Annotated in this window: 25 protein-coding genes; 9 read left to right on the top strand and 16 right to left on the bottom strand. The window is 39.0% G+C overall.

Annotated elements, in window-relative coordinates; genetic code table 11:
• Nucleotides 1–43: 43 nt before the first annotated feature.
• The 4 genes from arsH to MKL33_RS12970 are packed head-to-tail and all read right to left on the bottom strand — an operon-like array spanning nucleotide 44 to nucleotide 2,608.
• Nucleotides 44–757: an arsenical resistance protein ArsH gene (gene arsH, locus MKL33_RS12985; protein WP_119684932.1), complete on the bottom strand. Its 714-nt coding sequence runs from the start codon at nucleotides 755–757 to the stop codon at nucleotides 44–46.
• Nucleotides 744–1,790 carry an ACR3 family arsenite efflux transporter gene (gene arsB / locus MKL33_RS12980; protein ID WP_270907107.1) on the bottom strand — a complete coding sequence of 349 codons (1,047 nt, stop codon included), beginning with the start codon at nucleotides 1,788–1,790 and terminating at the stop codon, nucleotides 744–746. Before arsB ends, arsH begins: the two co-directional genes overlap by 14 nt.
• Nucleotides 1,791–1,800: 10 nt before the next feature.
• Nucleotides 1,801–2,274 (bottom strand): arsenate reductase ArsC, encoded by a 474-nt coding sequence (locus MKL33_RS12975; protein ID WP_068531316.1) that lies wholly within the window; start codon nucleotides 2,272–2,274, stop codon nucleotides 1,801–1,803.
• A gap of 4 nt (nucleotides 2,275–2,278) precedes the next feature.
• Nucleotides 2,279–2,608 carry a metalloregulator ArsR/SmtB family transcription factor gene (locus MKL33_RS12970; RefSeq protein WP_005076425.1) on the bottom strand — a complete coding sequence of 110 codons (330 nt, stop codon included), beginning with the start codon at nucleotides 2,606–2,608 and terminating at the stop codon, nucleotides 2,279–2,281.
• Between the two features lie 84 nt (nucleotides 2,609–2,692).
• On the opposite strand from MKL33_RS12970, the gene arsC reads away from it, so the two are divergent.
• Entirely contained in the window at nucleotides 2,693–3,121 is a 429-nt protein-coding gene (arsC, locus tag MKL33_RS12965) for an arsenate reductase (glutaredoxin) (protein ID WP_000138012.1), read from the top strand.
• A gap of 68 nt (nucleotides 3,122–3,189) precedes the next feature.
• Here arsC and MKL33_RS12960 read toward each other — a convergent pair whose 3' ends face one another.
• From MKL33_RS12960 to MKL33_RS12950, 3 genes are all read right to left on the bottom strand, one after another.
• The gene (locus tag MKL33_RS12960; RefSeq protein ID WP_000784879.1) at nucleotides 3,190–3,351 is read right to left on the bottom strand and encodes a DUF1427 family protein; all 162 of its coding nucleotides are present in this window, start codon (nucleotides 3,349–3,351) and stop codon (nucleotides 3,190–3,192) included.
• A gap of 56 nt (nucleotides 3,352–3,407) precedes the next feature.
• Nucleotides 3,408–5,282 carry an amidohydrolase gene (locus MKL33_RS12955; RefSeq protein ID WP_270907106.1) on the bottom strand — a complete coding sequence of 625 codons (1,875 nt, stop codon included), beginning with the start codon at nucleotides 5,280–5,282 and terminating at the stop codon, nucleotides 3,408–3,410.
• Between the two features lie 109 nt (nucleotides 5,283–5,391).
• Nucleotides 5,392–6,078 (bottom strand): hydrolase, encoded by a 687-nt coding sequence (locus tag MKL33_RS12950; RefSeq protein WP_001043290.1) that lies wholly within the window; start codon nucleotides 6,076–6,078, stop codon nucleotides 5,392–5,394.
• Between the two features lie 197 nt (nucleotides 6,079–6,275).
• Between MKL33_RS12950 and MKL33_RS12945 the strand changes: the two genes are divergently transcribed.
• The gene (locus MKL33_RS12945) at nucleotides 6,276–7,166 is read left to right on the top strand and encodes a LysR family transcriptional regulator (RefSeq protein ID WP_005802433.1); all 891 of its coding nucleotides are present in this window, start codon (nucleotides 6,276–6,278) and stop codon (nucleotides 7,164–7,166) included.
• 49 nt (nucleotides 7,167–7,215) lie between these two features.
• Here MKL33_RS12945 and MKL33_RS12940 read toward each other — a convergent pair whose 3' ends face one another.
• Nucleotides 7,216–7,956: a GntR family transcriptional regulator gene (locus tag MKL33_RS12940; RefSeq protein ID WP_069036383.1), complete on the bottom strand. Its 741-nt coding sequence runs from the start codon at nucleotides 7,954–7,956 to the stop codon at nucleotides 7,216–7,218.
• 400 nt (nucleotides 7,957–8,356) lie between these two features.
• Between MKL33_RS12940 and MKL33_RS12935 the strand changes: the two genes are divergently transcribed.
• Nucleotides 8,357–9,826: an NCS1 family nucleobase:cation symporter-1 gene (locus MKL33_RS12935; protein WP_202724036.1), complete on the top strand. Its 1,470-nt coding sequence runs from the start codon at nucleotides 8,357–8,359 to the stop codon at nucleotides 9,824–9,826.
• Nucleotides 9,823–10,557 (top strand): aspartate/glutamate racemase family protein, encoded by a 735-nt coding sequence (locus MKL33_RS12930; RefSeq protein ID WP_151302608.1) that lies wholly within the window; start codon nucleotides 9,823–9,825, stop codon nucleotides 10,555–10,557. Before MKL33_RS12935 ends, MKL33_RS12930 begins: the two co-directional genes overlap by 4 nt.
• A gap of 70 nt (nucleotides 10,558–10,627) precedes the next feature.
• On the opposite strand, the gene tauD is transcribed toward MKL33_RS12930, so the two are convergent.
• The 4 genes from tauD to tauA are packed head-to-tail and all read right to left on the bottom strand — an operon-like array spanning nucleotide 10,628 to nucleotide 14,228.
• On the bottom strand, nucleotides 10,628–11,509 hold the full coding sequence (gene tauD / locus MKL33_RS12925; RefSeq protein ID WP_270907105.1) for a taurine dioxygenase: 882 nt from the start codon (nucleotides 11,507–11,509) through the stop codon (nucleotides 10,628–10,630).
• A gap of 8 nt (nucleotides 11,510–11,517) precedes the next feature.
• The gene (gene tauC, locus MKL33_RS12920) at nucleotides 11,518–12,387 is read right to left on the bottom strand and encodes a taurine ABC transporter permease TauC (RefSeq protein WP_167563737.1); all 870 of its coding nucleotides are present in this window, start codon (nucleotides 12,385–12,387) and stop codon (nucleotides 11,518–11,520) included.
• A complete protein-coding gene (locus tag MKL33_RS12915; protein ID WP_270907104.1) occupies nucleotides 12,384–13,178 on the bottom strand; it encodes a taurine ABC transporter ATP-binding protein in 795 nt (264 codons plus the stop codon). The genes tauC and MKL33_RS12915 overlap by 4 nt, the downstream gene beginning before the upstream one ends.
• 9 nt (nucleotides 13,179–13,187) lie before the next feature.
• On the bottom strand, nucleotides 13,188–14,228 hold the full coding sequence (tauA, locus tag MKL33_RS12910) for a taurine ABC transporter substrate-binding protein (RefSeq protein WP_270907103.1): 1,041 nt from the start codon (nucleotides 14,226–14,228) through the stop codon (nucleotides 13,188–13,190).
• A 441-nt stretch (nucleotides 14,229–14,669) separates the two neighbouring features.
• Between tauA and MKL33_RS12905 the strand changes: the two genes are divergently transcribed.
• Nucleotides 14,670–15,854 (top strand): hypothetical protein, encoded by a 1,185-nt coding sequence (locus MKL33_RS12905; protein ID WP_270907102.1) that lies wholly within the window; start codon nucleotides 14,670–14,672, stop codon nucleotides 15,852–15,854.
• 61 nt (nucleotides 15,855–15,915) lie between these two features.
• Here MKL33_RS12905 and MKL33_RS12900 read toward each other — a convergent pair whose 3' ends face one another.
• From MKL33_RS12900 to MKL33_RS12885, 4 genes are all read right to left on the bottom strand, one after another.
• The gene (locus MKL33_RS12900; RefSeq protein WP_270907101.1) at nucleotides 15,916–17,382 is read right to left on the bottom strand and encodes an MFS transporter; all 1,467 of its coding nucleotides are present in this window, start codon (nucleotides 17,380–17,382) and stop codon (nucleotides 15,916–15,918) included.
• A gap of 194 nt (nucleotides 17,383–17,576) precedes the next feature.
• Nucleotides 17,577–18,968 (bottom strand): LLM class flavin-dependent oxidoreductase, encoded by a 1,392-nt coding sequence (locus MKL33_RS12895; protein ID WP_270907100.1) that lies wholly within the window; start codon nucleotides 18,966–18,968, stop codon nucleotides 17,577–17,579.
• A gap of 180 nt (nucleotides 18,969–19,148) precedes the next feature.
• Nucleotides 19,149–20,441, bottom strand: a complete 1,293-nt coding sequence (locus MKL33_RS12890) for an acyl-CoA dehydrogenase family protein (protein WP_270907099.1) — start codon at nucleotides 20,439–20,441, stop codon at nucleotides 19,149–19,151.
• A 134-nt stretch (nucleotides 20,442–20,575) separates the two neighbouring features.
• Entirely contained in the window at nucleotides 20,576–21,394 is an 819-nt protein-coding gene (locus MKL33_RS12885; RefSeq protein WP_270907098.1) for a hypothetical protein, read from the bottom strand.
• Nucleotides 21,395–22,037: 643 nt separating this feature from the next.
• Between MKL33_RS12885 and MKL33_RS12880 the strand changes: the two genes are divergently transcribed.
• The 4 genes from MKL33_RS12880 to MKL33_RS12865 all read left to right on the top strand — a co-directional run bounded on the left by MKL33_RS12880 (nucleotide 22,038) and on the right by MKL33_RS12865 (nucleotide 26,149).
• Nucleotides 22,038–23,483, top strand: a complete 1,446-nt coding sequence (locus tag MKL33_RS12880) for a cytochrome ubiquinol oxidase subunit I (protein ID WP_270907097.1) — start codon at nucleotides 22,038–22,040, stop codon at nucleotides 23,481–23,483.
• Complete coding sequence (cydB, locus tag MKL33_RS12875; RefSeq protein WP_270907096.1) at nucleotides 23,476–24,483, top strand: cytochrome d ubiquinol oxidase subunit II; 1,008 nt, start codon at nucleotides 23,476–23,478, stop codon at nucleotides 24,481–24,483. The genes MKL33_RS12880 and cydB overlap by 8 nt, the downstream gene beginning before the upstream one ends.
• A gap of 14 nt (nucleotides 24,484–24,497) precedes the next feature.
• A complete protein-coding gene (locus MKL33_RS12870; protein ID WP_005076466.1) occupies nucleotides 24,498–24,632 on the top strand; it encodes a hypothetical protein in 135 nt (44 codons plus the stop codon).
• A gap of 98 nt (nucleotides 24,633–24,730) precedes the next feature.
• Entirely contained in the window at nucleotides 24,731–26,149 is a 1,419-nt protein-coding gene (locus MKL33_RS12865; RefSeq protein WP_270907095.1) for an aminotransferase-like domain-containing protein, read from the top strand.
• Nucleotides 26,150–26,187: the final 38 nt, after the last annotated feature.

Raw genomic sequence — 26,187 nt, 5'->3', positions numbered from 1 at the left:
CAATAAAAAGTGCCCCGAGTGGAGCACTTTTTTATAAAACTGTTTATTTTTGATTTACTCGTTTTGCCAGCTCTTCTGCCGACTCTTTACGCTCAGAGTAGCGATCTGTCAGGTATTGTTTTTGCCCACGTGTTAATAAAGTGAACTTATACAACTCCTCCATTACATCAACGATTCGGTCATAGTAAGAGGATGGTTTCATACTGCCATCTTCTTCAAACTCTAAAAAGGCTTTAGCAACTGAAGACTGATTTGGGATGGTAATCATGCGCATCCAACGGCCTAAAATACGCATTTGATTGACCGCATTAAACGACTGCGAACCACCACTAACTTGCATGACTGCTAAGGTTTTACCTTGAGTTGCACGAATTGCTCCGGCTGCCAAAGGAATCCAGTCAATCTGGGCTTTTAAAATTGAACTCATCGCGCCATGACGTTCGGGTGAACACCACACCATACCTTCTGCCCAAGCCAAAAGCGCGTGTAATTCTTGGACTTTTGGATGATCTGTTTCTGCATCCTCAGGTAAAGGTAAACCTTTAGGATGAAAAATTTTGACTTCAGCACCTAAGTATTCAAGAATTCGACCAGCAGTCAGCACAGTAAAACGACTATAAGAACGTTCACGATTAGAACCATATAGCAATAAAATGCGCGGTGGATGCTCAAGCTGCTGCGCTTGCACTTGCTCAAATGTAGGTTTATCTAAAAGATCTAATGCTACATTTGATAAATCATTATTAAGACTGTTCATCTGAGAAATACTTTTTCTTTAACCAAAGAGAAACGGTAACGAGTGAAATTAAAATGGGTACTTCAACCAATGGTCCTATCACTGTGGTAAATGCCACAGGTGATGCCAAACCAAATGTTGCAATGGCAACCGCTAAAGCTAATTCAAAATTGTTACCAGCCGCGGTAAATGAAATTGCCGCTGTACGCGGGTAATTATTCCCCATACGTTTACTCATAAAGAAGCTAATAAAGAACATCACCACAAAGTAAATCGTCAGTGGAATCGCAATACGCAATACATCTAAAGGTAAGCTCACTACATCACCACCTTTTAGGCTAAACATCGCCACGATGGTAAAAAGTAAAGCAATTAAACTAATCGGGCTGATTTTTGGTAAAAATTTAGTTTGATACCATTCCAACCCTTTCGACTTGACTAAAATCAAACGCGTCAAGAACCCCATTAAGAATGGAATACCTAAGTACACCAAAACCGCATGTGTGATAGTCCAAAAATTCACATCAATGACTTGCCCTGCCACACCAAAATACGGAGGTAAGAAGGTTAAGAAAAGCCAGGCGTAGGTACTAAAGAACAAAATTTGGAAAATACTGTTAAAGGCAACCAAAGCTGCAACGTATTGGTTATCACCACAAGCCAGACCATTCCACACCAAGACCATTGCAATACAACGTGCCAAACCAATCAAAATCAGGCCTGTCATGTATTCCGGATAACTATGCAAGAAAACTATCGCAAGTACGAACATTAAAACTGGAGCAATAATCCAGTTCTGTACCAACGATAAAGTTAAGGTTTTCTTATCTTTAAATACTTCTGGTAACGTAGCATAATCAACCTTTGCTAAAGGTGGATACATCATCAAAATTAAGCCGATTGCGATCGGAATATTAACGTTATCTACACTTAATTCATTTAAAGACACAGATGCCTGAGGAAAGAAAACTCCAATCGCTAAGCCTAAAGCCATGGCAATAAAAATCCATAGCGTCAGGTTACGGTCTAAAAAAGAAAGCTTTTGCTTAGTCATCTCGGCTCTCTTACTCAATATGAGAGATTTTATTAATCTCAGCAATCAAATGTGAACGGTTTAAGTTCGCAACATCAAGTGCAAACAAAGCATCTAAACGACGATTAATATGAGCTACAGTCTCTTGGAATGCTTTAAGCTTTTCTTCTTTCGGCAAATCTAAGTGAGATGGGTCACTTAAACCCCAATGTGCTTTGATTGCACCACCTAAATATAGTGGGCATGCTTCTTGCGCAGCGGAGTCACAGACTGTAATAACAACATCTGGTTGATATTGTTCACAGTCATCAATCGTTTTACTCCATAGTCCATCTGTGGAAAGACCTAAGTTTTCAAGAGTTTCAATCGTTAATGGATGTACCTGTCCTGATGGTTTACTCCCAGCGCTATACGCTTTCCAGCCTTCTGGTGCACAACTGTTAAATAAAACTTCTGACAAAATGCTACGGCAACTGTTTCCAGTACATAAAAATAAGAATTTCATGGTCTTACTCACAATAGGTAGAAATAGAAGAAAACTGTGAAGATGATTGATTCACTAAATTTTCATCTTGGTTTGCTATAGTTTTCAAAACTTCAACAGCCCAATTGGGTAAATCTGGATTGACGCTGTAATACACCCATTGTCCCTGTCGTGCATCAAGTAAAATGCCATGAGTTCTTAATAAGGCTAAGTGTCTAGAGATTTTCGGTTGGCTCAACTCAAGCTGTTCTGTTAGCTCACAAACACAAATATTTTGTTTATTTAGAACTAATTTAAGAATATTTAACCGAGTTTGGTCAGATAGACATTTAAAGAAATCGACTTGGTTGATCATATCTTCAACAGAATATATTCGTTATTGCAAATATACGGATATCCATATATAAATGCAATATCTTAATTTGACAATAAATTTACCATGACTGAGCTAGTGAAGATTTACCATAACCCTGCTTGCGGAACCTCACGCAATACATTGGCGCTTATTCGTCATGCAGGAATTGAACCTATCGTTATTGAATATTTGCAAACACCACCAAGTAAAGATGAATTGATTCAACTCATTAAGGATTCAAACCTAACTGTACGTGAAGCAATTCGTAAAAATGTTGATCCCTATAAAGATTTAGATTTGGAACAAGACCATTGGACCGATGAACAGTTAATTGATTTTATGGTTCAGTACCCAATTTTAATTAATCGCCCATTTGTGGTTACACCAAAAGGCACGCGACTTTGCCGCCCTTCTGAGATTGTATTGGATATTTTATATACACAAAACTTAAGCTATTTTGCAAAAGAAGATGGCGAAGTAATCATTGATGAACAAGGCCGCCGTATAAAGTAATTGAAGATATTTATTAATATAAAAAGCTAAATGGCATGGCACCATTTAGCTTTTTTGAATGAAATGGATTAAAAATAGGATTTGATAAAAGGAAGCAGTTGCTCTCCTATTACCATGCCTAATAAACCGACTAATGCAACAAGAGGTGGAGCTGGTGACTTAACATTTAAAACATAATATAAGACACCAACAAGCAACCCTACAGCCAAAGATAACAAGTACATTTTCATCGTACATACCTTAGAGAATCAAGCCATTTAATCAGCAGGTTCCCATACTGTTTTATTTAAAATACAAAACACGAGCACCCAAGTGCGCCCCAGAAAGATTTTTTGTCCTTATCATTTACAGGAACATCAAGCATCCAAGCGTGGCTGTGTCCATGCATTCCACAGCTGCTAGCACATGCACACAATGTACTTTGTGACTGTAATGATTGATTGGAAGGAGCATTACGGTTTTCAGATAAACGCCACTGACCACCGAAGCGTTTTACCGGCGACCATGTTGGAGATGCTGGCGGTAACGGCGGATCGTCGTGCTTAAACTCTGCCCCTGCGTACACCACTTTGCCACCTAAAACAGTGAGTACAGATTCAATCCACTGGATATCTTCTGCTTCAACTTTAAAGTAGTCAACTGACAGCACAACTAAGTCGGCAAGTTCCCCTGCTGTGAGTGAACCTTTGACATCTTTTTCACCTGAGAACCAAGCTGAACCTTTAGTCCAAAGTTTGAGTGCTGTTTGACGGTCTAATAGATTTTTTTCATCATAGAGAGGTAAACCGCCGACTGTTTTACCAGTACTTAGCCAATACAAACACACCCAAGGGTTATAAGAAGCAACACGAGTCGCATCTGTCCCCGCACCCACAGGAACACCAAGTTCTAACATTTTCTTAACGGGTGGCGTTGCCTGAGCGGCTTCGGCACCATAGCGTTTTACGAAAATCTCACCTTGATATGCCATACGGTGTTGAATGGCAATACCACCACCCAACGCGCCAATACGTTCAATATTACGCTCAGATACAGTTTCGGCATGGTCAATAATAAATCGTGTCGCAAATGGCTGTTTTGAATTGACGCGCTCAAATACATTCAGTAAGCGATTAATACTTTCATCATAAGTTGCATGAATACGGAATGGCCATTTCTTTTCAGCCAAGTGTTCTACAATGGCTTCGAGTTCACCTTCCATTTTTTCTGGTAAATCTGGACGTGGCTCATAGAAGTCTTCAAAGTCCCCCGCTGACCAAGTCAGGTTCTCACCGGCTCCATTCATTCTAAATAGCTCATCGCCATCACCCGGAAATGTCATTTCTGTCCAGCGACGATAATCATCAAGCTCTTGGCCTGCCTTCTGAGCAAATAGGTTATAAGCAATACGTATGGTCATTTGATTTTGATCGTGCAATTGCTTAATCACATCATAATCTTCAGGATAGTTTTGCCCACCGCCACCTGCATCAATTGCTGAAGTAATGCCTAATCGGTTCAACTCACGCATGAAATGTCGAGTTGAATTGACTTGGTCTTCAACTGGCAATTTTGGTGCTTTCCCTAAAGTCGAATATAAAATCATAGCGGATGGAGTTGCGAGCAAGAGACCTGTTGGCTCACCTTTTTCATTTCGTACAATCTTGCCACCAGGTGGGTCAGGTGTATCTTTGTTAAAGCCTAATACATCAAGTGCAGCTCGGTTCAACAAAGCACTGGCATATAGATGTAAAACGAATACAGGAGTATCTGGTGCAGCTTTATTAATTTCCTCTAAAGTCGGTAAACGCTTTTCGGCAAACTGGAATTCAGTCCAACCGCCTACTACACGAACCCATTGTGGAGCTGGCGTATTATCTGCTTGTTCTTTGAGTAAGCGTAATGCATCTGCAACAGATGGCACACCTTCCCAGCGCAGCTCCATATTGTAATTTAGGCCACCACGAATAATATGCAAATGACTGTCATTTAGACCTGGTATAACGCGACGGCCATTTAAATCTACAACTTTACTTGTTGGAGTTGCGAGTTTCATTACCTCATCATTTGTACCCGTGCGTAATACTTTACCGTCTGCAATCGCAATTGCTTGTACTTCGGGGTTCTGAGGATCTAGTGTTGTGATTTTACCGTTTATGAGTATGAGGTTTATTTCGGTCATTCTGAACTCCATTCTTGTGAATTATCGTTCTAAAAAATAAAGGCATATCTGTATTAATATCACTTAAATATTGAATACTAGACATGCCTTTACCTAAATCAGTACTGTTTTATTTTGCAGGAACTGGTGCAAGTACTTCGTGTTTTGATGTTGTACGTTCAGGAGCCTTATGTACCATCGTATAGGCATAGTCCACACCCATACCATAAGCACCAGAATGCTCACGTACAATTGCCATAACTGCATCATACGTATCACGATGTGCCCAATCACGTTGCCATTCGAGTAAGACTTGTTGCCAAGTTACTGGAACAACACCAGCTTGAATCATACGTTGCATGGCATAATCATGTGCCTCTTTCGATGTACCACCTGAAGCATCCGCGACCATATAAATCTCATAATCCCCTTCAAGCATCGCACCAAAAGCGAAGGTGTTATTACACACTTCAGTCCACAAACCTGAAACAATCACTTTTTTACGATTATTTTTTGCAAGCGAATCACGTACTTTTTGATCATCCCACGAATTCATTGAAGTACGTTCTAGTAATGGAGCATCTGGAAATACATCTAAAAGTTCTGGGTAGGTATGACCAGAGAAGCTTTCAGTTTCAACCGTTGTAATGGTGACAGGAATATTGAATGTTTTAGCTGCTTTTGCTAATCCTACAGTATTATTCTTTAATACTTGGCGATCTATTGACTGTACCCCAAAAGCCATTTGTGGCTGATGATCAATAAAAATAACCTGACAATTGGTTGGTGATAGTTGTTCTAAAAGTGATTTATTCATGGGTAAACTCCATTATTCCTTATGAGTAATGCATCAAAATTGCTTACTGGTTATTATGAAAACAGATAAAAATGTAAAAGCATAGACAGCAAATCAGCACGAATCTGTATTCTGTACGAATACAATCAAAACAATGATTGCTTTTTAATTTTTATAGTTTAATCATTGATATATATTTTTTTACCTTTCGCTTATCCATGGATCGATTAGACTGTATTTCTACTTTTGTAAGTGTTGTAGAACATGGGAATTTTAGTAGCGCAGCCAGAGCACTCGATATTTCTCGCGACTTAGTTGCCAAACGTGTTTGCTACCTCGAAAATGACCTCAGAACCACACTTTTAACTCGAACAACAAGACAGATGAACCTCACCTCTTGTGGGGAAAAGTTTTATCAACATAGCAAAGTCATTTTAAGTGAGTTCGAATGGGCTGCCTATGAAATTAGCTATAATCAGCAGTACCCAGAAGGCGAACTCAAGCTCAATACGCCAATGTCTTTTAGCAACATTTTTCTTCAACATATCATTTCGGACTTTATAGAGAAATATCCCAGCATAAAAATTGATTTATTCATGACTGATCAGCTATTAGACATGAATAATAATAAATTTGATTTAACCATTCGTGTAGATGGCTCTCCTCCTAATTTGGCAAATAGTAAAATATTAAATACCTATCAACGATATTTGTATGCAACACCTGAGTATTTTAATCAGCATGGATTACCAGATTCATTAGAAGAACTTAAAGAACATAAGTTTCTAATTTATTATCAGGATAGCCGACATAAGAAATTGATTTTCCAAAAAGATCAAAAAGAAGTGTCTTTTAATTGCTTCCCTGTGATGACCTGTAATAATGGTGAATTATTATTAGATATGTGCTTGAAAGATCATGGTATCGTCTTTCTTCCAGAGTTTATTGCAGAGCCTTACTACAAAGAAGGTAAATTACAGAAATGTTTGGAAGACTACACCAGTCAGCCGCTTCACTTATATGTTACATGGCCAAACCGTAAGATTTTATCGAAGAAAGTAAAATTATTTATTGATTTTCTAACACGTCAAATCGTTCCCATAAAATAACCAATTTGGGCCTTTTCCAGAAGAAATGGCCCATTATTTTTTAGTTAGTTTAAATGGTTTCAATCTTCTTATTTTTAAATAAATTTAATAAATTTTGCTCTGCTGTTGCTGTACTGTCTTGTTCAACAAATGTTGTCGCGTAGTGTTCTAAATGCTCTTCCATCAATTGAGTTGCTCGTTTTTCATCACCCTGCTCAATTGCATCTAAAATTGCACGGTGTTCATCAGCCGAACAATTATTATGTTTTGGAATTTCATATAAGCCAATTAATAACGAAGTCCTTGCAATAAGCGTCTGCAAATAACTGGTCATAATCGTATTTTGATTTGCTTCAATTAGCTTTAAATGAAATTGCCCTGATAGCTTAATCCACTCGGCCCAATTGCCAGCTAAACGCTCGTGAGACTCTTGATCTACTAAGCCTCGAAGCTCACTAAAATCTAGGTTATGTGACTTTTGAGCGAGCTTTTTTACAGTGGCGATTTCAAGCATGCTGCGTGCTTCAAAGACCTCTTTTGTCTCATGAACGCTATGCTTTGCGATGAGTGCCCCACGATTGGGCTGAATTTCGATGACCTTATCATGTGCGAGTTTGACGAAAACACGTCTTAACACTCCCCTCGTTACACCAAATGCCTCACACAAAGGTGCTTCAACTAAACGTGCGCCAGGAACGAGTTGTCGATTTAAAATAGCATCTACAATAGCGTTATATATATGGTCATCAATTTCATCATTGCTCATTTCTACGGCTTTTTTTGGTGCATTCGATGGCATTGATTTCTCCATTTTTATTGATGCCCTCTCTTTTTAAAACTTTATCTCATGACAATAGTGTAAGTTTAACTTAAGCGTTTTGGAATATTGCTCTCATTCCCAAAACACTAATGTTGAGCTAAACAATTCAATATTAGACCTCTAAATATCAACTCATACACCGAACTTTACTTACTTTTTATAAAAAATTAAGCACTTCTCATTTTATAAATCTCTCTCTTCATATTCCAAAATCGTATCAAGCCAAAACACTCATCAATACCACATCTCAAGTTTGGCATAACTTTTGCTCAATATGATTGTGCACAATCAAAATATCATATTGTGCACAATTTTAACTTCATTCTTTTAGCCAGAGTTTCAAGCTGCTGAAGAACGTGCCCGCCCAACATACGGGAAGTGAGTGTTCAAGATGAATAATACCGAAGCAATAATTAAACCTTCTTATGATGCAAAGCTAACAAATCAAGACCTAGCTCCTTTAAAAAAGCAAACTTGGGGCGCTTATAATATTTTTGCCTTTTGGATGTCTGATGTTCATAGTGTCGGTGGCTATGTCATGGCTGGGAGCCTTTTTGCACTCGGACTCAATAGCTGGCAGGTACTTTTATCTTTACTCATCGGCATTGCCATAGTTCAGTTTTTTACAAATCTGATTGCCAAGTCTAGCCAACAAACAGGTACGCCCTATCCTGTTATTTGTCGTGCAACTTTCGGTGTGCTTGGTGCAAATATTCCTGCTGTTATTCGGGGTCTTATCGCTGTTGCATGGTATGGCATTCAAACCTATTTGGCCTCAAGTGCCTTTTTATTGGTCATTTTAAAGTTCTTTCCAGAATGGTCAGCCTATGCTGATGTTTCAACTTACGGCTTTCTTGGGCTTTCCTATTTAGGATGGGTTGGCTTCATGCTGCTTTGGCTACTGCAAGCGATTGTTTTTTGGTCTGGCATGGATAGTATTCGTAAGTTTATTGACTGGGCAGGCCCAGCTGTCTACGTAGTTATGTTTGCGATGGCAGTATGGCTGATCTGGAAAGCTGGCTGGCAAAATATTGATTTAAACTTGAGTGGTGTTCAATACGACGGCTTTGCGGTTGTACCTGTCATGATTGGTGCTATTGCGCTTGTAGTTTCATATTTTTCAGGGCCGATGCTGAACTTTGGTGACTTCTCTCGTTATGGTAAAAGCTTTAACGCGATTAAAATGGGCAACTTTCTTGGCCTACCGATCAATTTCTTAGGCTTTTCTTTACTTACTGTGGTGTGTATTGCTGCAACGCTTCCAGTCTACGGCAAGCTCATTACAGACCCTGTCGAGATGGTTGGAAAACTTGATAACACCTTTGTGGTGATTTTAGGCGGTTTAACGTTAATGATTGCCACCATCGGAATTAATATTGTCGCTAACTTTGTTTCACCTGCCTTTGATTTTTCCAACGTTTCACCGAGCAAAATTAGCTGGCGCATGGGTGGAATGATTGCAGCAGTTGGTTCGATTTTCATTACCCCATGGAATTTGTTTAATAATCCTCAAGTGATCCATTACACCATTGATATTTTAGGCGCATTTATCGGTCCACTTTTTGGTGTATTGCTCGCCGATTTTTACCTCGTTAAAAAACAAAAAATCGTGGTAGATGATTTATACACCTTAGATACCAAAGGTTCGTATTGGTACAAAAATGGATATAACTACTCTGCCTTTTATGCCTTAATTCCAGCTTCATTAATTCCTATTCTCTGCGTACTTTTACCACAACTTTCTGGGTTGGCTAATTTCACATGGTTTATTGGGATGGGATTCGGTTTTGTCATTTACCGATTTCTTAACCAACCGCTTGCCCATGTTAAATCGGCAATGACTAAGGTAAAAGTACAATGAAAATTAAAATTATTAATCCCAATACCACCCAAAGTATGACAGACAAAATTGCTGCATCAGCAAAGATAGTCGCCAGTTCTGGTACTCACATTATTGCAGTGAGTCCTCAAATGGGCCCTGCAACAATTGAAAGTTATTATGATGAGGCTCTAAGTGCCGTAGGTGTGTTGGAGGAAATACGCCAAGGTGAACAGCTAAATGTAGATGCCTATATTATTGCCTGTTTTGGTGATCCTGCACTTTATGCTGCACGTGAAATGACTTCAGCTCCTGTGATTGGAATTGCCGAAGCAGCTATGCGAACTGCAAGTTATATCAGTACTGGGTTTAGTATAGTCACCACCTTACAACGTACAGTGAATATGAGTTGGCATCTGGCTCATCGCTATGGGGCTACGCCATTTTGTAAAAATGTTCGAGCTTGTGATATTGCAGTTGAAGAGTTGGAGCTTCCTGATTCAAATGCCTATCGGACCGTACGAAATGAATGCAAAAAAGCGCTCGCTGAAGATAAAAGCGATGCGATTGTTTTGGGCTGTGCAGGTATGAGTGATATATGTCTAAAGCTACAAAATGAGTTAGGCGTAATCGTTATTGACGGCGTTGCTGCAGCCGTTAAACAAGCTGAAATGCTAGTTCAATTAAATTTAAAAACCAGCAAAGTCGGTGATTGGGCCTCACCTCCTGTAAAGAACTACACAGGTATATTGTCGGGTTTTGGAGCACAATAGAGATAACTTACTGTTTCAATTCCAACTCAAAACGCTACGTTGGAATTGAAACAAAGAATAATTAAAGGAATTAAGCCTCTGCTAACTCTGGCTGTTGTTCTTCTTTATAAAATGGCACATCACCGTTAATAGTTGCACGGTGCATGATGCGATGAGCATCGCCATAATCAAATAATGCTTTATGTTGTGTGCAACGGTTATCCCAAATCGCGATATCACCATCTTGCCACTTCCAACGCAAATGAAATTGCTCTTGGGTCGCATGTTCAAACAAGAAATTAAGTAACTGTTCGCTTTCTTGTTCAGGTAACTCATTAATGCGAGTGGTAAAGCCCTCACTTACAAACAACAAAGGCTCACCTGTAACAGGATGGGTACGCACCACTGGGTGAACCACTGGTGGGTTACGCTTAAATGTTTGCAAAAGCTTTTCACGTTCTTCTTCGTTATGAGCAAAACGTTCAAGCGGAAAAGACTTACGAATATCGTGTGTTGCGGTTAAGGCACGTAGTTTTTGCTGTAGTTCGAGCGGAAGCCCTTTAAAAGCTGCTGTGTTGCTCGACCATAATGTATCTCCGCCTACAGGTGGAATTTTAATGGCTTGCAACACACAACCTAAAGGCGGGGTTTTACTAAAAGTCACATCTGTGTGCCAAAGTTCATTGTCACGCAAATCTTGTTTCCAGCTATCGAGTACCATCACTTCAGGTACATCTTCAATTGAAGGATAAATCGGGTGCACATGTAAGCTACCAAAACTGCGTGCCAAGTCTGCTTGTGCTTGCGGTGCTAATTGTTGCTTTCGAAAAAAAATGACCTGATGATCAAGCAAAGCCTGCTGGATTTGTTGCGTTGTCTGTTCATTTAACGCATTCAAATCAATATCGTGAATAATTGCGCCAATGGTAGGCTTGATCACTTCAATATTTAAGTTTGCTACTACTGTATTCATCTTCTTTACTACAACTGCTGACCATACCAAGGAGAAAACTGTTTTTGTAACCAACGTAAAAACAGCTCAAAACTAACTGCGACAATCGCAATCACAATAATGCCTAGAATCACCGTATCGGTAATTAAGAACTGCGCTGCCGATTGCACCATAAAACCAATACCACGGTCCGCTGCAACCAATTCTGCTGCAACTAATGTTGACCAGCCCACCCCGAGACCAATACGAATACCGGTAATAATATGAGGCAAAGCGGTTGGTAAAATGACATGCCAAAATACTTGTGTCTGACTTGCCCCTAGCGACAATGCTGCACGCTCACGATTAAGTTGATGGCTTAACACACCATGCGCACTACTAATGATGACAGGCGCCAAAATCGAGAAGAAGATCAAAAGTACTTTTGTGGTTTCGCCAATACCGAACCAAATCACGAGTAAGGGTAAATAAGCTAACGGTGGGATTGGACGTAATAATTCAACCAAAGGATCTAAAACAGCGCGAACCCATTTGTTCAGACCCATCCATAAGCCTAGCGGAACTCCAATCACTACGGCAGCAATCAAAGCTAAAAATACACGTGAGATACTGGCTGCCAAGTGTTGCCACAAAGTCGCCTTCATAAAGCCTTCTTGGCTGACCGATATAAATTTTTGCCAGACTGCCTGTGGGCTTGGTAAAAACAATTCAGGTACAACATGCAAAGCAGTAATAAGAAACCAGAGTGCAACCACACTTCCCACACTAATTATGCTGACCGCCAAAGTGCGATGCTTTTCAAAAAATGACGATAGAAATGAAGCTTTTTCTGTTTGCGCATCTGGCTTAAGTTTTAGCTCTGCTTTGTCATATTCATAGACGTTATCTTTAGTGTTCATGTAGGTAACGCCTCCTTACCGCTTTGTTTTTGTGCCCTTAAACTTTCAAACAGCTGCTCTCTGAGCTGAATAAATTGTGGGTCCGATTTAATTGAGCGAATAGACTCGCCCTGACGATATCGATTAGCAAAATCGAGATGTAGAGTTTCTACAATTTTGCCTGGATGCGCTTTCATCAGAACTAACTGATTGCTGAGCAATAATGCTTCTTCAATGTCATGAGTAATTAAAAAGAAGCTTTTATTTTGTTGAATCCATAAATCGAGCACTAACTGCTGCATGTTTTCACGTGTAAAAGCATCTAATGCGGCAAAAGGTTCATCTAATAAAATAAACGGCGCATGACTGATCAAAGCTCTGGCAATACCAACACGTTGTTTCATACCGCCAGAAAGTTCCCAGATATTGGCTTTTTCAACGTGACTTAAACCTACAATTTTTAAAATTGCGTTTACTTGTGTTTCGATCTCTGCGCGCTTTAAACCTTTTAACTGCAAAGCGAAGCCAACATTATCTGCAACATTCAACCAAGGAAGGAGTGCATGATCCTGAAACACGACAGCGCGGGTTACATCTGGACCAGTTACCACTTCATGATTTACAAGTACATCACCAGAACTTGGCTTTTGAAACCCTGCCAAGATATTAAGCAAAGTTGTTTTGCCACAACCTGACTCACCCAAAATCACGGTTAAAGAACCTTCTTCAATGGTTAGGTTAATGTCTTGTAAAACTGGCTTTTGCTGTTTAGGAAAAGTCAGATGAATATGTTTGGCTTCTAATACACTCATGACAACTCCTTAAGGCTGCAAAAATGAAGAATTCACATTGCCTTTATAATCGGCTTTCAGTTGATCGACCTTGCCCTGACCTTTTAAGAACTTCGCTGTATCAAAAATATTCTGCGCAAATTCACCATCTAAAGTTTGTTTTTGCTGAGCGTGGTCAAGGTAAATATTTCCACTTAATAAAAGCGGGATATCTTTTGGATCAGAACCTGTGAGCTGCGCAATTTTTTGCACGTTATCGGCATCTTTAACGTAAGCGGTTGGGTCTTGGTTATATTTTTCAAGCTGCTCAAGCGTGGTTTGGACAAAAGCTTTTAAGAAATCAGGATTTTTCTCTGCAAAGTCTTTACGTACAACCCATAAGTCATAAGTTGGAGCGCCCCATTCACCCACTTGTTTCGAGTCGGTTAAAACCGTACCAGATGCTTCGGCTTTACTTAAAGCAGGTTCCCAAACATAGGCAGCATCAATATCACCACGTTCCCAAGCAGCTGAAATTTCAGGTGGACGCAAGTTGATAATTTTTACTTTGTCTTCTGGAATGTTCCAATGTTTAAGTGCAGACAAAAGGCTGTAATGGGTTGTTGAAACAAAAGGTACAGCAATGGTTTTGCCAATTAAATCTTGAGGGGTTTTAATGCCTGATTTATTACTCACCACTAATGCTTCAGACCCACCAAGTTTTGAAGTAATTAAGAATACTTCAATCGGTAAATCACGGCTTGCCGCAGCAGCAAGTGGGCTTGAACCAATATTGCCAAGTACCACATCACCTGAAGCAAGTGCATTAACTACATCTGAACCCGCATCAAATTTTTTCCATTGAATGGTCCGTTGACTATGTTTTTCATAATCTCCGTTGGCCTGTGCAACTTTGCTTGGGTCAACCCCAGTTTGATAAGCAATCACGACAGGTTTGTTGTCACGAACTGAAGCACCCGTATTATTATCTTTCTTATTTTGCCATACGATAAATGCAACAATTGCTACAACCACAATTGCCGTGATAATCAACGGTTTGGTCTTTGTGCTCATAATTTCATGATCTTTCAATAATATAAGCCCATGGTATGCAGCCGGCTTTATAATGAAAAATAAAAAAATATGAGTTGCTTATCTAATTTTTATAAATAAATTTTCCTTATAAGTTTTTATCTTTTGGTAAAAAGCAAATTCTAATTAAACTTACAGATTAAAATAAAAATTAAAATACTTATATATCAATAACTAAAAACGATATTTACAAATCATATGATTAGGAAAACCTGACAGATGCCCTCTAAGTATTTTATCCTCTCATATTTGATCATTTTTATTTTTGCATATTGCATCCAGAGTTTTGCATCTAATTAATTTTCATTCTTTTATATAAAGTTCAGATTTTATTATCTTTTTATCTTAAATCTTCTGCAAATATTGAGATTTGGGCAAATCTTTTTCTGGTTTATACATGACGCGAATTTAATTTTTATTTTTAAGAGGAGAAAAATTCTTTTGTTTAAACATTCTCAAATTTTGAAAAAAACATTAATTACAACGTCTTTAATTACATTCAGCCTCTCAAGTCATGCAGCGCTTACCTTTGGCAATGCTGAAGAAGGTCAGCTTAAAGTAAGTGGTACTGTTCGGGCTAAATATGTTTATGATTTTGACTCTGAACCCTCTACCAGTAAATTTTCTTTTAATGACGCCGTATTATGGCTAGATTACAACTCCCCGAAATGGATTGGCCGCTTAGATTATCGGGTTTATGAATATTACGGGCATTTAGGCGATGCCAATTGGCTCACCGATGCATGGATGGGTTATAAAATTAATGACAACAGTAAAATTATTGCTGGCTTAAACCCCGTTCCTTTTGGCTTGGGTCGCTTTTGGGGAAATACTTATTATTTAGGCATTGCCAATAGTGCCGGTTGGGAAGATGTACACAACCTTGGGGTGAAATATGATTTCAATGATGGAATCAATGAAGCACAACTCGCCTTTTATCCTACCGATGGTGGCACCTATAGAGGTAAAAGCAAAGACTCGAGTCGATTTAGTATCAACCCTGTCAATGCGGATGACTCAGTACCACAAGGCACCAATACCCAAGAAAAGAACTCAATTGTTGTTCGCGGTGCTCATACCTTTAAAAATGTCTTAGGCCAAGAAAATTTCTCTACGCAATTGGGCGCCTCTGCATGGTACTCCACCATTGAAAATAAACGCTCAGGCGAAGATGGCGATCGCCAAGTTTATTCGGTTTTTAGCAATACCAATTACAACCAATGGAATTTACAGCTTTTGGCTGGTTATCAAGACATTGATAATGCCGACACCCAATATAAAGATCATCTGACTTTGGGCGGTTTCGATTATTCATTTAATTCGGCAACCAAAGGTCAGATTTATTCAGCCGAACTCAGCTATTTATTTCCTCAGCAATTTGGCCCCATTACCTCTGTTCGCCCGTATTTAAACTATAGTTCTTATCGAAAAGAACAAGATGGGTTTAAAGACTCTACCCGTTTTATTCCCGGCATTGCCTTTAACTATCAAAAATTGACAGTACAAGCCGAGTTGCTGATGGGTAAACACGATCCATATCTAGGAGATAGCGAAGGTCTAGCGGCTGGTGGAACCAACGATAAATGGAACAAAAAAGCGTTTGTAATTTTTGCTTATTACTTCTAACTCCAAAAACAAAGGCCAACAATTGTTGGCCTTTATTTTCATTTAGATATCTATTTTTACTCTAGTCGATTACTGGTGAATTATTGAGAGGAAGTTCTGTTTTATCTTCATCGATAACATCAACATCTTGGGCGGTAGGCTCAAACTTAATCAGTAGTCCAATCACAATTAAAGGAATAAATGCAAAGATAGAAATAATCAGGTAAACATCAGTTTTATATCCCGCCATCCAGATCGGTAAAACAAACAAAGCTATCGCTTGAGCAACACCTGTTACCGCACGGTTAAAGCCAACCCCAACACCACGAATCGAAGCAGGATAAGCCATAGTTGGATACACCATCATTTGTGCCCCAGGCCCAAAGCCTTCGGCAAAAAGCCACAAACCTAGCATGCCAATTGCGGTGTAGAGTAAAAAGCTATTACCGGGCTCACCAATTAATGCCAAAGCAATCAGGGCAATAAACTGAAGTAAAAAACCGGTAAGCAACACATGACGAGATTTAAATCTGCTGGCAACAAATACGCCTAACAGGCCGCCCGTAAATGCAAATAATAAATTAAGTCCAAGTGTGGTGGTAATGGTCGTCAAGACATCGGTATGAAAGAAACGCGTTAAAATAGAAGGTAAAAAGAAAGCAATGGTCGTGTACTGAAATGCCACCGAAATGTGAATCACAATTGCCACAATAGTTCTTGGCAAATAGGTTTTATTAAATAAAACTGCAAAACCCTCACGCTTTTTCTTTTCAGCAGTTCTTTCTACTTTTTCAACTGTAGCGACTGCATTAATTGCATAGGAATCTTGTAGAACTTTAGCTGCACCTTTTAAATCGCCTTGATTTGCAAGCCAAATGGGTGATTCAGTTAAATATTTACCACGAATAAAAATAATGAGTAACGCTGGCACTGCTCCAAAAATTAAAGATGCTCGCCATAGCCAGTCGCTATGCTCAGGGGGTAAAAGAAAATAAAGCGCCAGAACTAGACCAAAACAGACCGAAGAAGCGGCATACCACATTGGGCACCATGCAGCTAAACGCGCTGCCTTGTTGCTACTCCCGTTAAATTTGGAAAACTCAGATAAGTATGACATTGCCACCGGCAAATCAATACCAACACTAATTCCCATAATAAATCTGGCTAAAATCAAAACCCAGACATTCGGTGCAAAACCAGCAACAATTGCAGCAATGACAAAGAGCACCATGTCCGCCATAAAGACCCGATAACGGCCGATTTTATCTGTCAGCCAACCACCAATCAGGTTACCAACAATGGTTCCGCAGACAATTGCTGAAGCCACCACACCAGTCATCACAGGACTTAAAGAAAACTCTGAGATAACTTGCTCAATACCAAAGGACAGCGTTGTTAAATCATAGGCATCAATAAATACCCCAATCAGTGCCAACCAAATAACTTTATTCGATTTACCCTTCCCTGCAAATTTTGAAATTAATTGTGAAACATCATCGGGAGATTTAATTTCATAACGATGGTTATGATCGAGTTCTTGTGTGCTCACTTAATAATTCCTGAACTTTAATAACAGGAACAAAATAATGATTATTCACATAATACAAAAACAAATTAATCTGATGTTTTAATCTCAATTATAGAATTATCTTTTCATTATTAACTCAGCAGTAAAATCGATATAAAAAGACAAAATAAAAGCTGGTATTTAACCAGCTATTTATTTAAAGGCTTCCTAAAATATTAACTCGCCTCAGCAAGTTTTAATTCTTTTAGATTACGATATTTTGCACCGCGGTGATTTTCAGGCAAATATGGCCCAGCACCAAATAATTTTTCTCTTAATGTTCCTTGTGCATATGAGGTTTGATATACCCCTCGTTTTTGTAACTCTGGCACAATAAACTCAACTACATCAGCAAAGGTTTGATGCGCCAAAATATAGGCAAGGTTAAAGCCATCGACATCTGTATCTTCAACCCATTGCTGTAGAGTATCTGAAACTGTTTCTGCCGAACCCACTAACACAGGTCCATTACCGCCTAAGCTGTTCCAGTTTGCAATTTCTTCAATGGTCCAAACACGCTCTGGATCTGCATTTACATAAGAATCTAATAAAGATTGAATCGCGTTGGTTTGAATATATTCAACTTTGTCGGTCGGTTGATATTGTGAAAAATCGACACCAGACCAGCCAGACAGCAATGTTAATGCCCCATCGTAGCTTCCATAGCTTTGATATTCTCTAAACTTAGCCTGTGCTTTTGCATCGGTTTCATCAGTGACAATCGACAAAAGCACATAAATTTTAACTGAGTACGGGTCGCGGCCTTCTTGAGCCAATTTTTGACGAATGCCCTGTACCACTTTTTTAGTGGCAATTTTAGACGGCGCTGCTATGAATACGCACTCGGCATTTTGACTCGCAAACTTCTGGCCGCGTGATGATGCACCTGCTTGGTAGAGTACTGGTGTTCGCTGCGGTGATGGCTCACAAATATGGATGCCCGGTACAGTAAAGTATTTGCCTTCGTGCTGAATTGGATGCACTTTTTTATGGTCAGCAAAGATACCGCTTTCACGATCACGAAGTACCGAACCTTCTTCCCAAGACCCTTCCCAAAGTTTGTAAAGGACTTCTAAATATTCATCAGCAATATCATAACGATTGTCATGATTAACCTGAGTTTTTAGGCCCAAGTTTTTCGAACCACTTTCCAAATAAGACGTCACGATATTCCATCCAACTCGCCCTTTGGTTAAATGGTCTAGCGTGCTAATACGTCTAGCAAAAGGATAAGGATGTTCAAAAGAAATCGAAGTCGTGACACCAAAACCCAAGTGCTTTGTGACTGCTGCCATCGCTGGCACAATCTGTAGCGGATCATTGACTGGAACTTGTACTGCACCTGTTAAGGCATGTTCAGCACTTTGATGATAAACGTCATAAATACCAAGCACATCCGCAATAAAAATACCGTCAAAAAAACCACGCTCAAGAATTTGTGCTAAATCTGTCCAATATTCTAAATCTTTATATTCAATAGATCGGTCTTGAGGATGTCGCCATAATCCAGGAGATTGGTGGGCAATACAATTCATTTCAAAAGCATTAAAACTAATTTTCTTAGTCATAAAATATTCGCCAGCATTTTATTTATTTTTATACTAAAGCAATTTTTATGTTTTCTTTATAATATAAACCCCAAACAAAATATGATTTTATTCTAATAGATTTTTATAAATTATTTATAAAAAACATAAATAATATTAAGCCACTAAAAATAGCAGCTTAATATCTAAAACTATAATTTATTATTTAGCAACATTCCCTATTCGCCATTGATACGGTGGTAATGTGCCGTTTACACTAAAATCACCGATAATTCGATTTTTAAATACTCTCGGGTTGTGTGAAGATAAAGTCCGTACATTACGCCAGTATCGATCTAGGCCTAAATCTTTGTCTGTTGCAGAAGCACCTAAAGCGTCAAATAAAATTGTAGAAGCATTTAAAATTAAGTCGGTAATGACCGTTTGAGACTGTGCACTTTCAAGCTCGGCAAGCGCATTTTGCTCTTCTTCAAGCTGCTCATTATTTTGAAATGCAGCCAAGTAAGCACGTTGTAAGCTTTGTGCAACTTTTTCAACAATCGCTCCTGCACTGTAAGCCGCACCACGGATTTGGCCTACGACTTGTAAAATTTGCGGATCTTGCTTTACAAATTGAGCATTTGCATGCGTGTAGTTTCGGGTACGTTTAGCAACAGCTTGAGAAACATCATAGGTTGCAGCACGCCCTAGACCTGTAATAATTGCCAGTTGGACCAGTTGATAATAAGCCGCTGAATATTTAAAACGGTCATCGTCAGGTAAAATTTCAGTTTCATCGACCAATACGTCATGGAAATATGCTGTACCGCTTGCGGTGAGTTGCTGACCAAAGCCATTCCAGTCATCAATAATTTCCACCCCTTTATCTTCACGGCGGACAACGACAGAACCAGATTCACCCTTTAAATCTGTTACACCTACGTCAACCCAGTCTGCATATAGACTGCCTGTGGTGTAATATTTTTTACCCTTAACGCGAATTTTTCCTTCACTGTCTCGATATAAATGTGTTTCGAACTGTTCAATTGACTCTTTCCCGCCTTCAGACCATGCACTACCGACTGTTTCCCCATTTGCAATTCGGCTAAGCCAACGCTGTTGAAAAGCTTTGTCTTTACTTACCAAAACATCTTCAGTGAAACCAAAATGCACACGCAAAGCTTGCGGTAAGTTTGAATCGGCTTCTGCAAGTTCAATGAGCAATGCAAATAATTCAGGAATGGTTGCATCAAAGCCACCATGAGCTTTGGGAAGTCTTAGCCGTGTAAAACCAACATCTTTGAGCCACTGAAGTTGTTCATAGGGCAAAATATGCTGTTGCTCACGGATTAAAGCCCCTTCTTTAATACGGGCAAAAGTCGGTCTAAAGTTTTTTGCCAACTCATCATAACGTTCTGAAGGCCCTTCACCCCACACCCGAGAAATGATTGAAGCCTGACTAAGTGCTGCATGCGTTAGTGAACCGAGATGATGCTCAAAATTTAAATTTGTCATGTAAGTAAAACCAATATTGCTTTGCTTTTACCATAAAATATTTATTTCAGATGAAAACGATTATTTTTTTATAACTGTATTCATTCTTTATATAAGAACCCAAACACAAACATAAAAAGCTCATCTCCCAAGCCCTAAGATAGTTCTTTTTGTCTAATGCTCTGCTGGCTTTGCAGAAGTGTTTGTATATATTCTGAATAGACAGATAATTTTTCGAAAATATGCTCTGAATAGAACATATCATCAATTAAATGTGTCATTTGACCAGCAGTAAAGGTATCGCATAAACCCACCAACGCTGCGTTCATTTGAGCGAATTTCGCGCATAATTTGACATAAGTTTCATCTTTATTTTTGAATAATAATTTCCGCATTTCTAAGCCATTGAGGTTTTTTAAGTCATCATCTTTTGTGGTTTTAATCCAATAAATTTTGATCTTTAAAAATTGCTCTAGTGTTTTTAAATGCTCGACATCTACGTCTAAACTCGTAATTAAAAAAACTGTTGAGAGATCACTTCGACACAGTGCCTTGATTAAGCTTAAATAAATAAACTCAACTTCATTAAGCTCTGCAAGTTCCAAATCTATATAAATTTTTAGACTTTCTAAAACGTCATCTACTTTAAAGAGTACTTTCTTTTCAGCTTGGTAATATTTATTAAGAATAGAAAGCACAGGCGCAGTTGCAGGCGTTGTATAAATAGCGGCCTTGTTTAAGTTAGCAAAAATAAATGGTGAAAATAGATAGGCCACACTACTTTGCTGTGCCTCAATATGAGATTGGATTAAATATACAGTTTCAGATTTAGAAAAGTCTCTGAGTACTTTCGCTCTTAATAAAGTAGCTTCAAAATTAACGTAGGTTTGCTCTAACTGAGCCAATATAGATACAGGAATAGGCTGATTTTTAATAATTTTATGCAGGACATTGAGTTGAGAAGTAATAAACATTTTTTAACATCCAAGCTATTTTAGAAGAGCTACACTTAAATCAGGTCTTTAATAACCTACGTAACAACCAGACCTCACGCAAAACAACAAAGGAATAAAAGAGAAGAAACTATTCTGCACTTATTACCCAAAGTCGCATTCACTTTGTTTTGGAAAGTGATTTTGGCCATTCGTAAATCTTGTTCATTTATTTTGGACTTTTGAAGAATGGATACATAGCTACAGATATTTGAAAAAAAACTATAGCACACCTCATGAGTGCTTCAGACTGTTATAGTTTTATAAAAAATTTCTGTATCTACATATACAAAAATAGTAAATGCATGATTAAGGAAACTTCTTAAGGTAGGTAGTTTTCATGAGACGATCTATTGCATATCGCCAGATATTTCATCAATGTTTCAATGCAACATGCATTTTTACAAATGCAACATCAAGCATAAACTTTGTTAACAGACTGAGAACAATCAATCAGTCTATTCTCTTGAAATATCAAGCAATTATATTGCTTAACCCTGTTGGCATTTTACTTGCTAAGAACATTTATCACAGAAGCAAGTTTAATCGTCAGAATACTTTGTTGCCTGAAAATAAGTATTTAACTCATTTAACCATCATCAGCTAGTTCACAGGGGGAAAGTTTATGAGCCTCGGTCTAACCGCTCTAGAATTAGCGCGAATACAATTTGCTTTTACAGTATCCTTCCATATTATTTTTCCGGCCACTTCCATCGGTCTTGCCTGCTTTTTAGCAGTGTTAGAGTGGAAATGGTTAAGAACCCAAAACCCGATTTATAAAGATCTATTTAAGTATTGGATTAAGATCTTTGCCGTTGCCTTTGGTATGGGTGTGGTCTCGGGCGTGGTCATGAGTTACCAGTTCGGTACTAACTGGAGTGAATTTTCACGTGTCGCCGGAAGTATTACTGGTCCCTTACTTACCTATGAAGTCTTGAGTGCCTTCTTCTTAGAAGCAGGTTTCTTAGGCATTATGTTATTTGGTTGGGGACGCGTTGGTCCTCGAGCCCATTTCTTTGCAACACTTATGGTTGCCATCGGAACATGTATTTCCATGTTCTGGATTCTATCTTCTAATAGCTGGATGCAGACACCTCAAGGCTTTGCCATCGAAAATGGCATTATTGTGCCAAAAGACTGGTTTGCAATTGTCTTTAATCCATCCTTCCCTTACCGCTTTGCCCACATGGGTGCTGCCGCCTTCTTAGTTTCATCATTATTGGTGGTTGGAACATCTGCATGGCATTTAGTAAAAGGCCGTCGTGATGAATTGGTGAAAAAATCGTTCTCGATGGGTCTCTGGATGGTGCTTGTGACTTCATTTTTACAAGTGGTAATTGGCGATAACCACGGTTTAAACACCCGTGAACATCAACCTGCCAAACTTGCAGCAATGGAAGGACACTGGGAAACCAATCACAATGAGCCGATGCCATTATTGCTATTTGCAATTCCCGATATGAAAGAAGAACGTAACCACTTCGAAGTGGGTGTTCCTTATTTGGGTAGCTTAATTTTAACGCATAGCTTAGATGGCCAAGTGACAGGTTTAAAAGATTTCGCACCTGAAGACCGTCCAAATTCAACCATCGTTTTCTGGAGCTTCCGTGTGATGGTGGGTCTTGGTGTGCTCATGGTCACTTTGTCACTCATTGCACTTTGGTTACGTAAGCGTGGAAAACTCTATGAAACGTCTTGGTTCCATAAATTTGCTGTAGTGATGGGGCCTGCGGGTTATGTGGCAATGCTGGCTGGCTGGATTACTACCGAAGTAGGCCGTCAACCGTGGGTTGTATACGGGATTATGCGCACTAAAGACGGGCTTTCACATACCGTTTCCGCAGATCAGGTGGGCTTGAGTCTCTTTATTTTTGTGGTGGTCTATACCATCGTTTTTGGTAGCGGTATTTACTACACCTTAAAACTCATTAATAAAGGCCCTGTATTTATCGATACTCCAACTATTGAATCTGGTGGTGTTGGACACTTTAAAACACCAATGCGTCCACTCAGTGCTGTCGATGAAAACATTGACGATAATCAAAAATCTGGGGAGAAACATCATGATTGATCTTTCTTTAATATGGGTCGGTATTATTGGTTTAGGTGTTTTAATTTATGTGGTCATGGATGGTTTTGACTTAGGAATCGGAATTATGTTCCCTTTCATTAAGAACAGCCAAGAACGTGACGTCATGATGAATACTGTGGCTCCTGTCTGGGATGGTAACGAAACGTGGATGGTTCTCGGTGGTGCTGGTCTATACGCAGCATTCCCACTGGTCTATTCAACAGTTTTATCAGCACTATATTTACCGATCATTTTCATGGTCATTGCCCTGATTTTCCGTGGAGTTGCTTTTGAATTCCGTTTTAAAGCTCATCGAACCAAACACCTTTGGGACTTGGCTTTCATTTGGGGTTCAGTTTTAACGAGCTTCCTTCAAGGGATTATTTTGGGTGCCTATATCCAAGGGATTAAAACCGAAAATGGTATTTTTGCTGGTGGGTCTTTTGATTGGCTTTCCCCGTTTACCATCTTCACAGGTATTGGCGTAGTTGCCATGTATGCCACTTTAGGCTGTGGATGGCTGATTTTAAAAACTGAAAAAGACTTACAGCAACGTATGTATGAGCTTATGCCAAAGCTGATTATTGCACTGCTCATTATTTTTGGTGGGGTGAGTTTATATACGCCGTTGACGCATCCTGAAATTGCAGATCGCTGGTTCTCGTTACCAAACCTGTTCTATTTTAGTCCTGTACCAATTTTGGTCTTGTTATTTGTTGGCCTGATTTTATCGGCATGTAAAAAGCAGGATCATGACCTTAAACCATTTGCATATACATTGGCTCTTGTTTTCCTTGCATTTACTGGTTTTGTGATTAGTTTATGGCCATATATTATTCCGCCATCAGTCACAATCTGGCAAGCCGCAGCACCGCATTCAAGCCAGATGTTTGCTTTGGTCGGCGCACTTATTTTAATCCCGATCATTATTGCTTACACCATTGTGTCTTATTGGGTATTTAGAGACAAAGTTAGTGTAGGTGACGAAGGCTATCATTAAGTATGGAGGGTTTTATGAAAAAGTCATCCGTTAAACTCAATCAAACCCAATGGTTTATTCTGCTATGGATCGGTGGTTTTTTAGCCTTAGCTGTGATTGCGGGATTGTTTAAAGTTATCTTGATTTATGCAGCCCCTTACTTAAAGTAATTCCAACTTTCTAAACAAATGCCGTTTGTAGATTCTGCAAACGGCATTTATTATTGATTAAGTGCTTCTTTCATTTTGTTATTTCGTGCAGCTCATACATGTATAAATCAGAACAACTCGCTCATAGCATTCGCCAACTCATTGAGAGCGGCAGTTTAAATGCACATGAAAAATTACCGTCATTGAGAGATCAGGTACAACGTTCTGGTTTTAGTTTAATGACCGTCATGAATGCTTATCAGGAGCTTGAATCACAAGGTCTGATCTATTCAAAAGAAAAATCTGGCTACTTCGTTGCAGAGCAAATTGCACTAAAGCCACTCGAGCAATATTCAGTTGTTTCGCTCAATTCTAAAATTGAAATTAATTCCTTAGTTTTTAAATATCTTAAGTCAATTCAATATGAGTCTGTCGTACCTTTTGGTTCAGCTTTTCCGGACAGTCAGCTTTTAACAGCACCCAAACTCATTCAAATTATGGGACAGCTTGCACGCCAAAGACAAAGTTATGACCAGACCACAAGCCTACCTCCAGGTAATTTAGCCCTAAGAAAACTGATTGCTCAGCGCTACTGTATGCAAGGCATACAGACTGACCCAGATGACATTGTCATTACATCAGGAGGTTTGGACGCGCTTAACCTTTCTCTACAAGCCGTTGCTCAACCTGGCGATTATATTTTATTACAGCAAACTGTATTTTATGGGGCTTGGCAAGCCGCTGAGCGTTTAGGACTTAAAGTGATTACCATTCCTGAGCATCCGCAACATGGTTTTGACCTAGAGGCTTTTGAACAAGTCATTCAAACCTATCCTATCAAGGTCTGTTGGCTCATGCTGAATGCCCATAACCCGATTGGTTTTACCGTCAGTGATGACATTAAATATAAAATTGCCAAGTTGCTTCATGAGCATCAAATTTATTTGATTGAAGATGATGTCTATGAAGAGCTTTTTTATGGCGGCCAAAAACCACTTTCAATGAAGTATTTTGATCAACAAAATCTGGTGCTTCACTGCTCTTCTTTTTCTAAAACATTAGGTGCAGGTTTTCGGGTTGGTTGGGTCTATGCGGGTAAATTTTCAGACCATATTCAACACTTGCAGCTCATGAGTACCATTTCAGTCAATGCACTCATTCAAAATGCATTGGTTGAGTTTTTATCTCATCATCATTATGAAAAACACTTGCGTACACTTAGACTTTCACTTGAACGTTATAAAAAGCAGTTTTATCACTATTTAAAGCAGCATTTACCAAGCTCTTGCGAAGTGTATTACTACCCAAGTGGCTATTTTCTATGGGTCAAACTTCCTAGTACGCTAGACAGTATGCAAGTTTATGAAGAGTTGATTCAGCAAGACATTGGCGTTGCGCCAAGCCCTTTGTTTAGTGTTTTACCCGCACAGCAGCATTATTTGAGAATTAACTGTTCTTTTGAATGGAACACTAAAATTCAAAGTGCATTAGATCAGGTTATCAAAACCATTCAACAAAGAGTTGAAGCAAGTATCTAAAGAAATGCTTCGACCTAAGCACAATTTTATAGACTTTA

The sequence above is a fragment of the Acinetobacter sp. AOR43_HL genome, from assembly GCF_027854635.1.
Lineage (GTDB): Bacteria > Pseudomonadota > Gammaproteobacteria > Pseudomonadales > Moraxellaceae > Acinetobacter > Acinetobacter pittii.
Note: the sequence above shows the minus strand (reverse complement) of the source record. Positions and strands in the feature narration are given on the sequence as shown.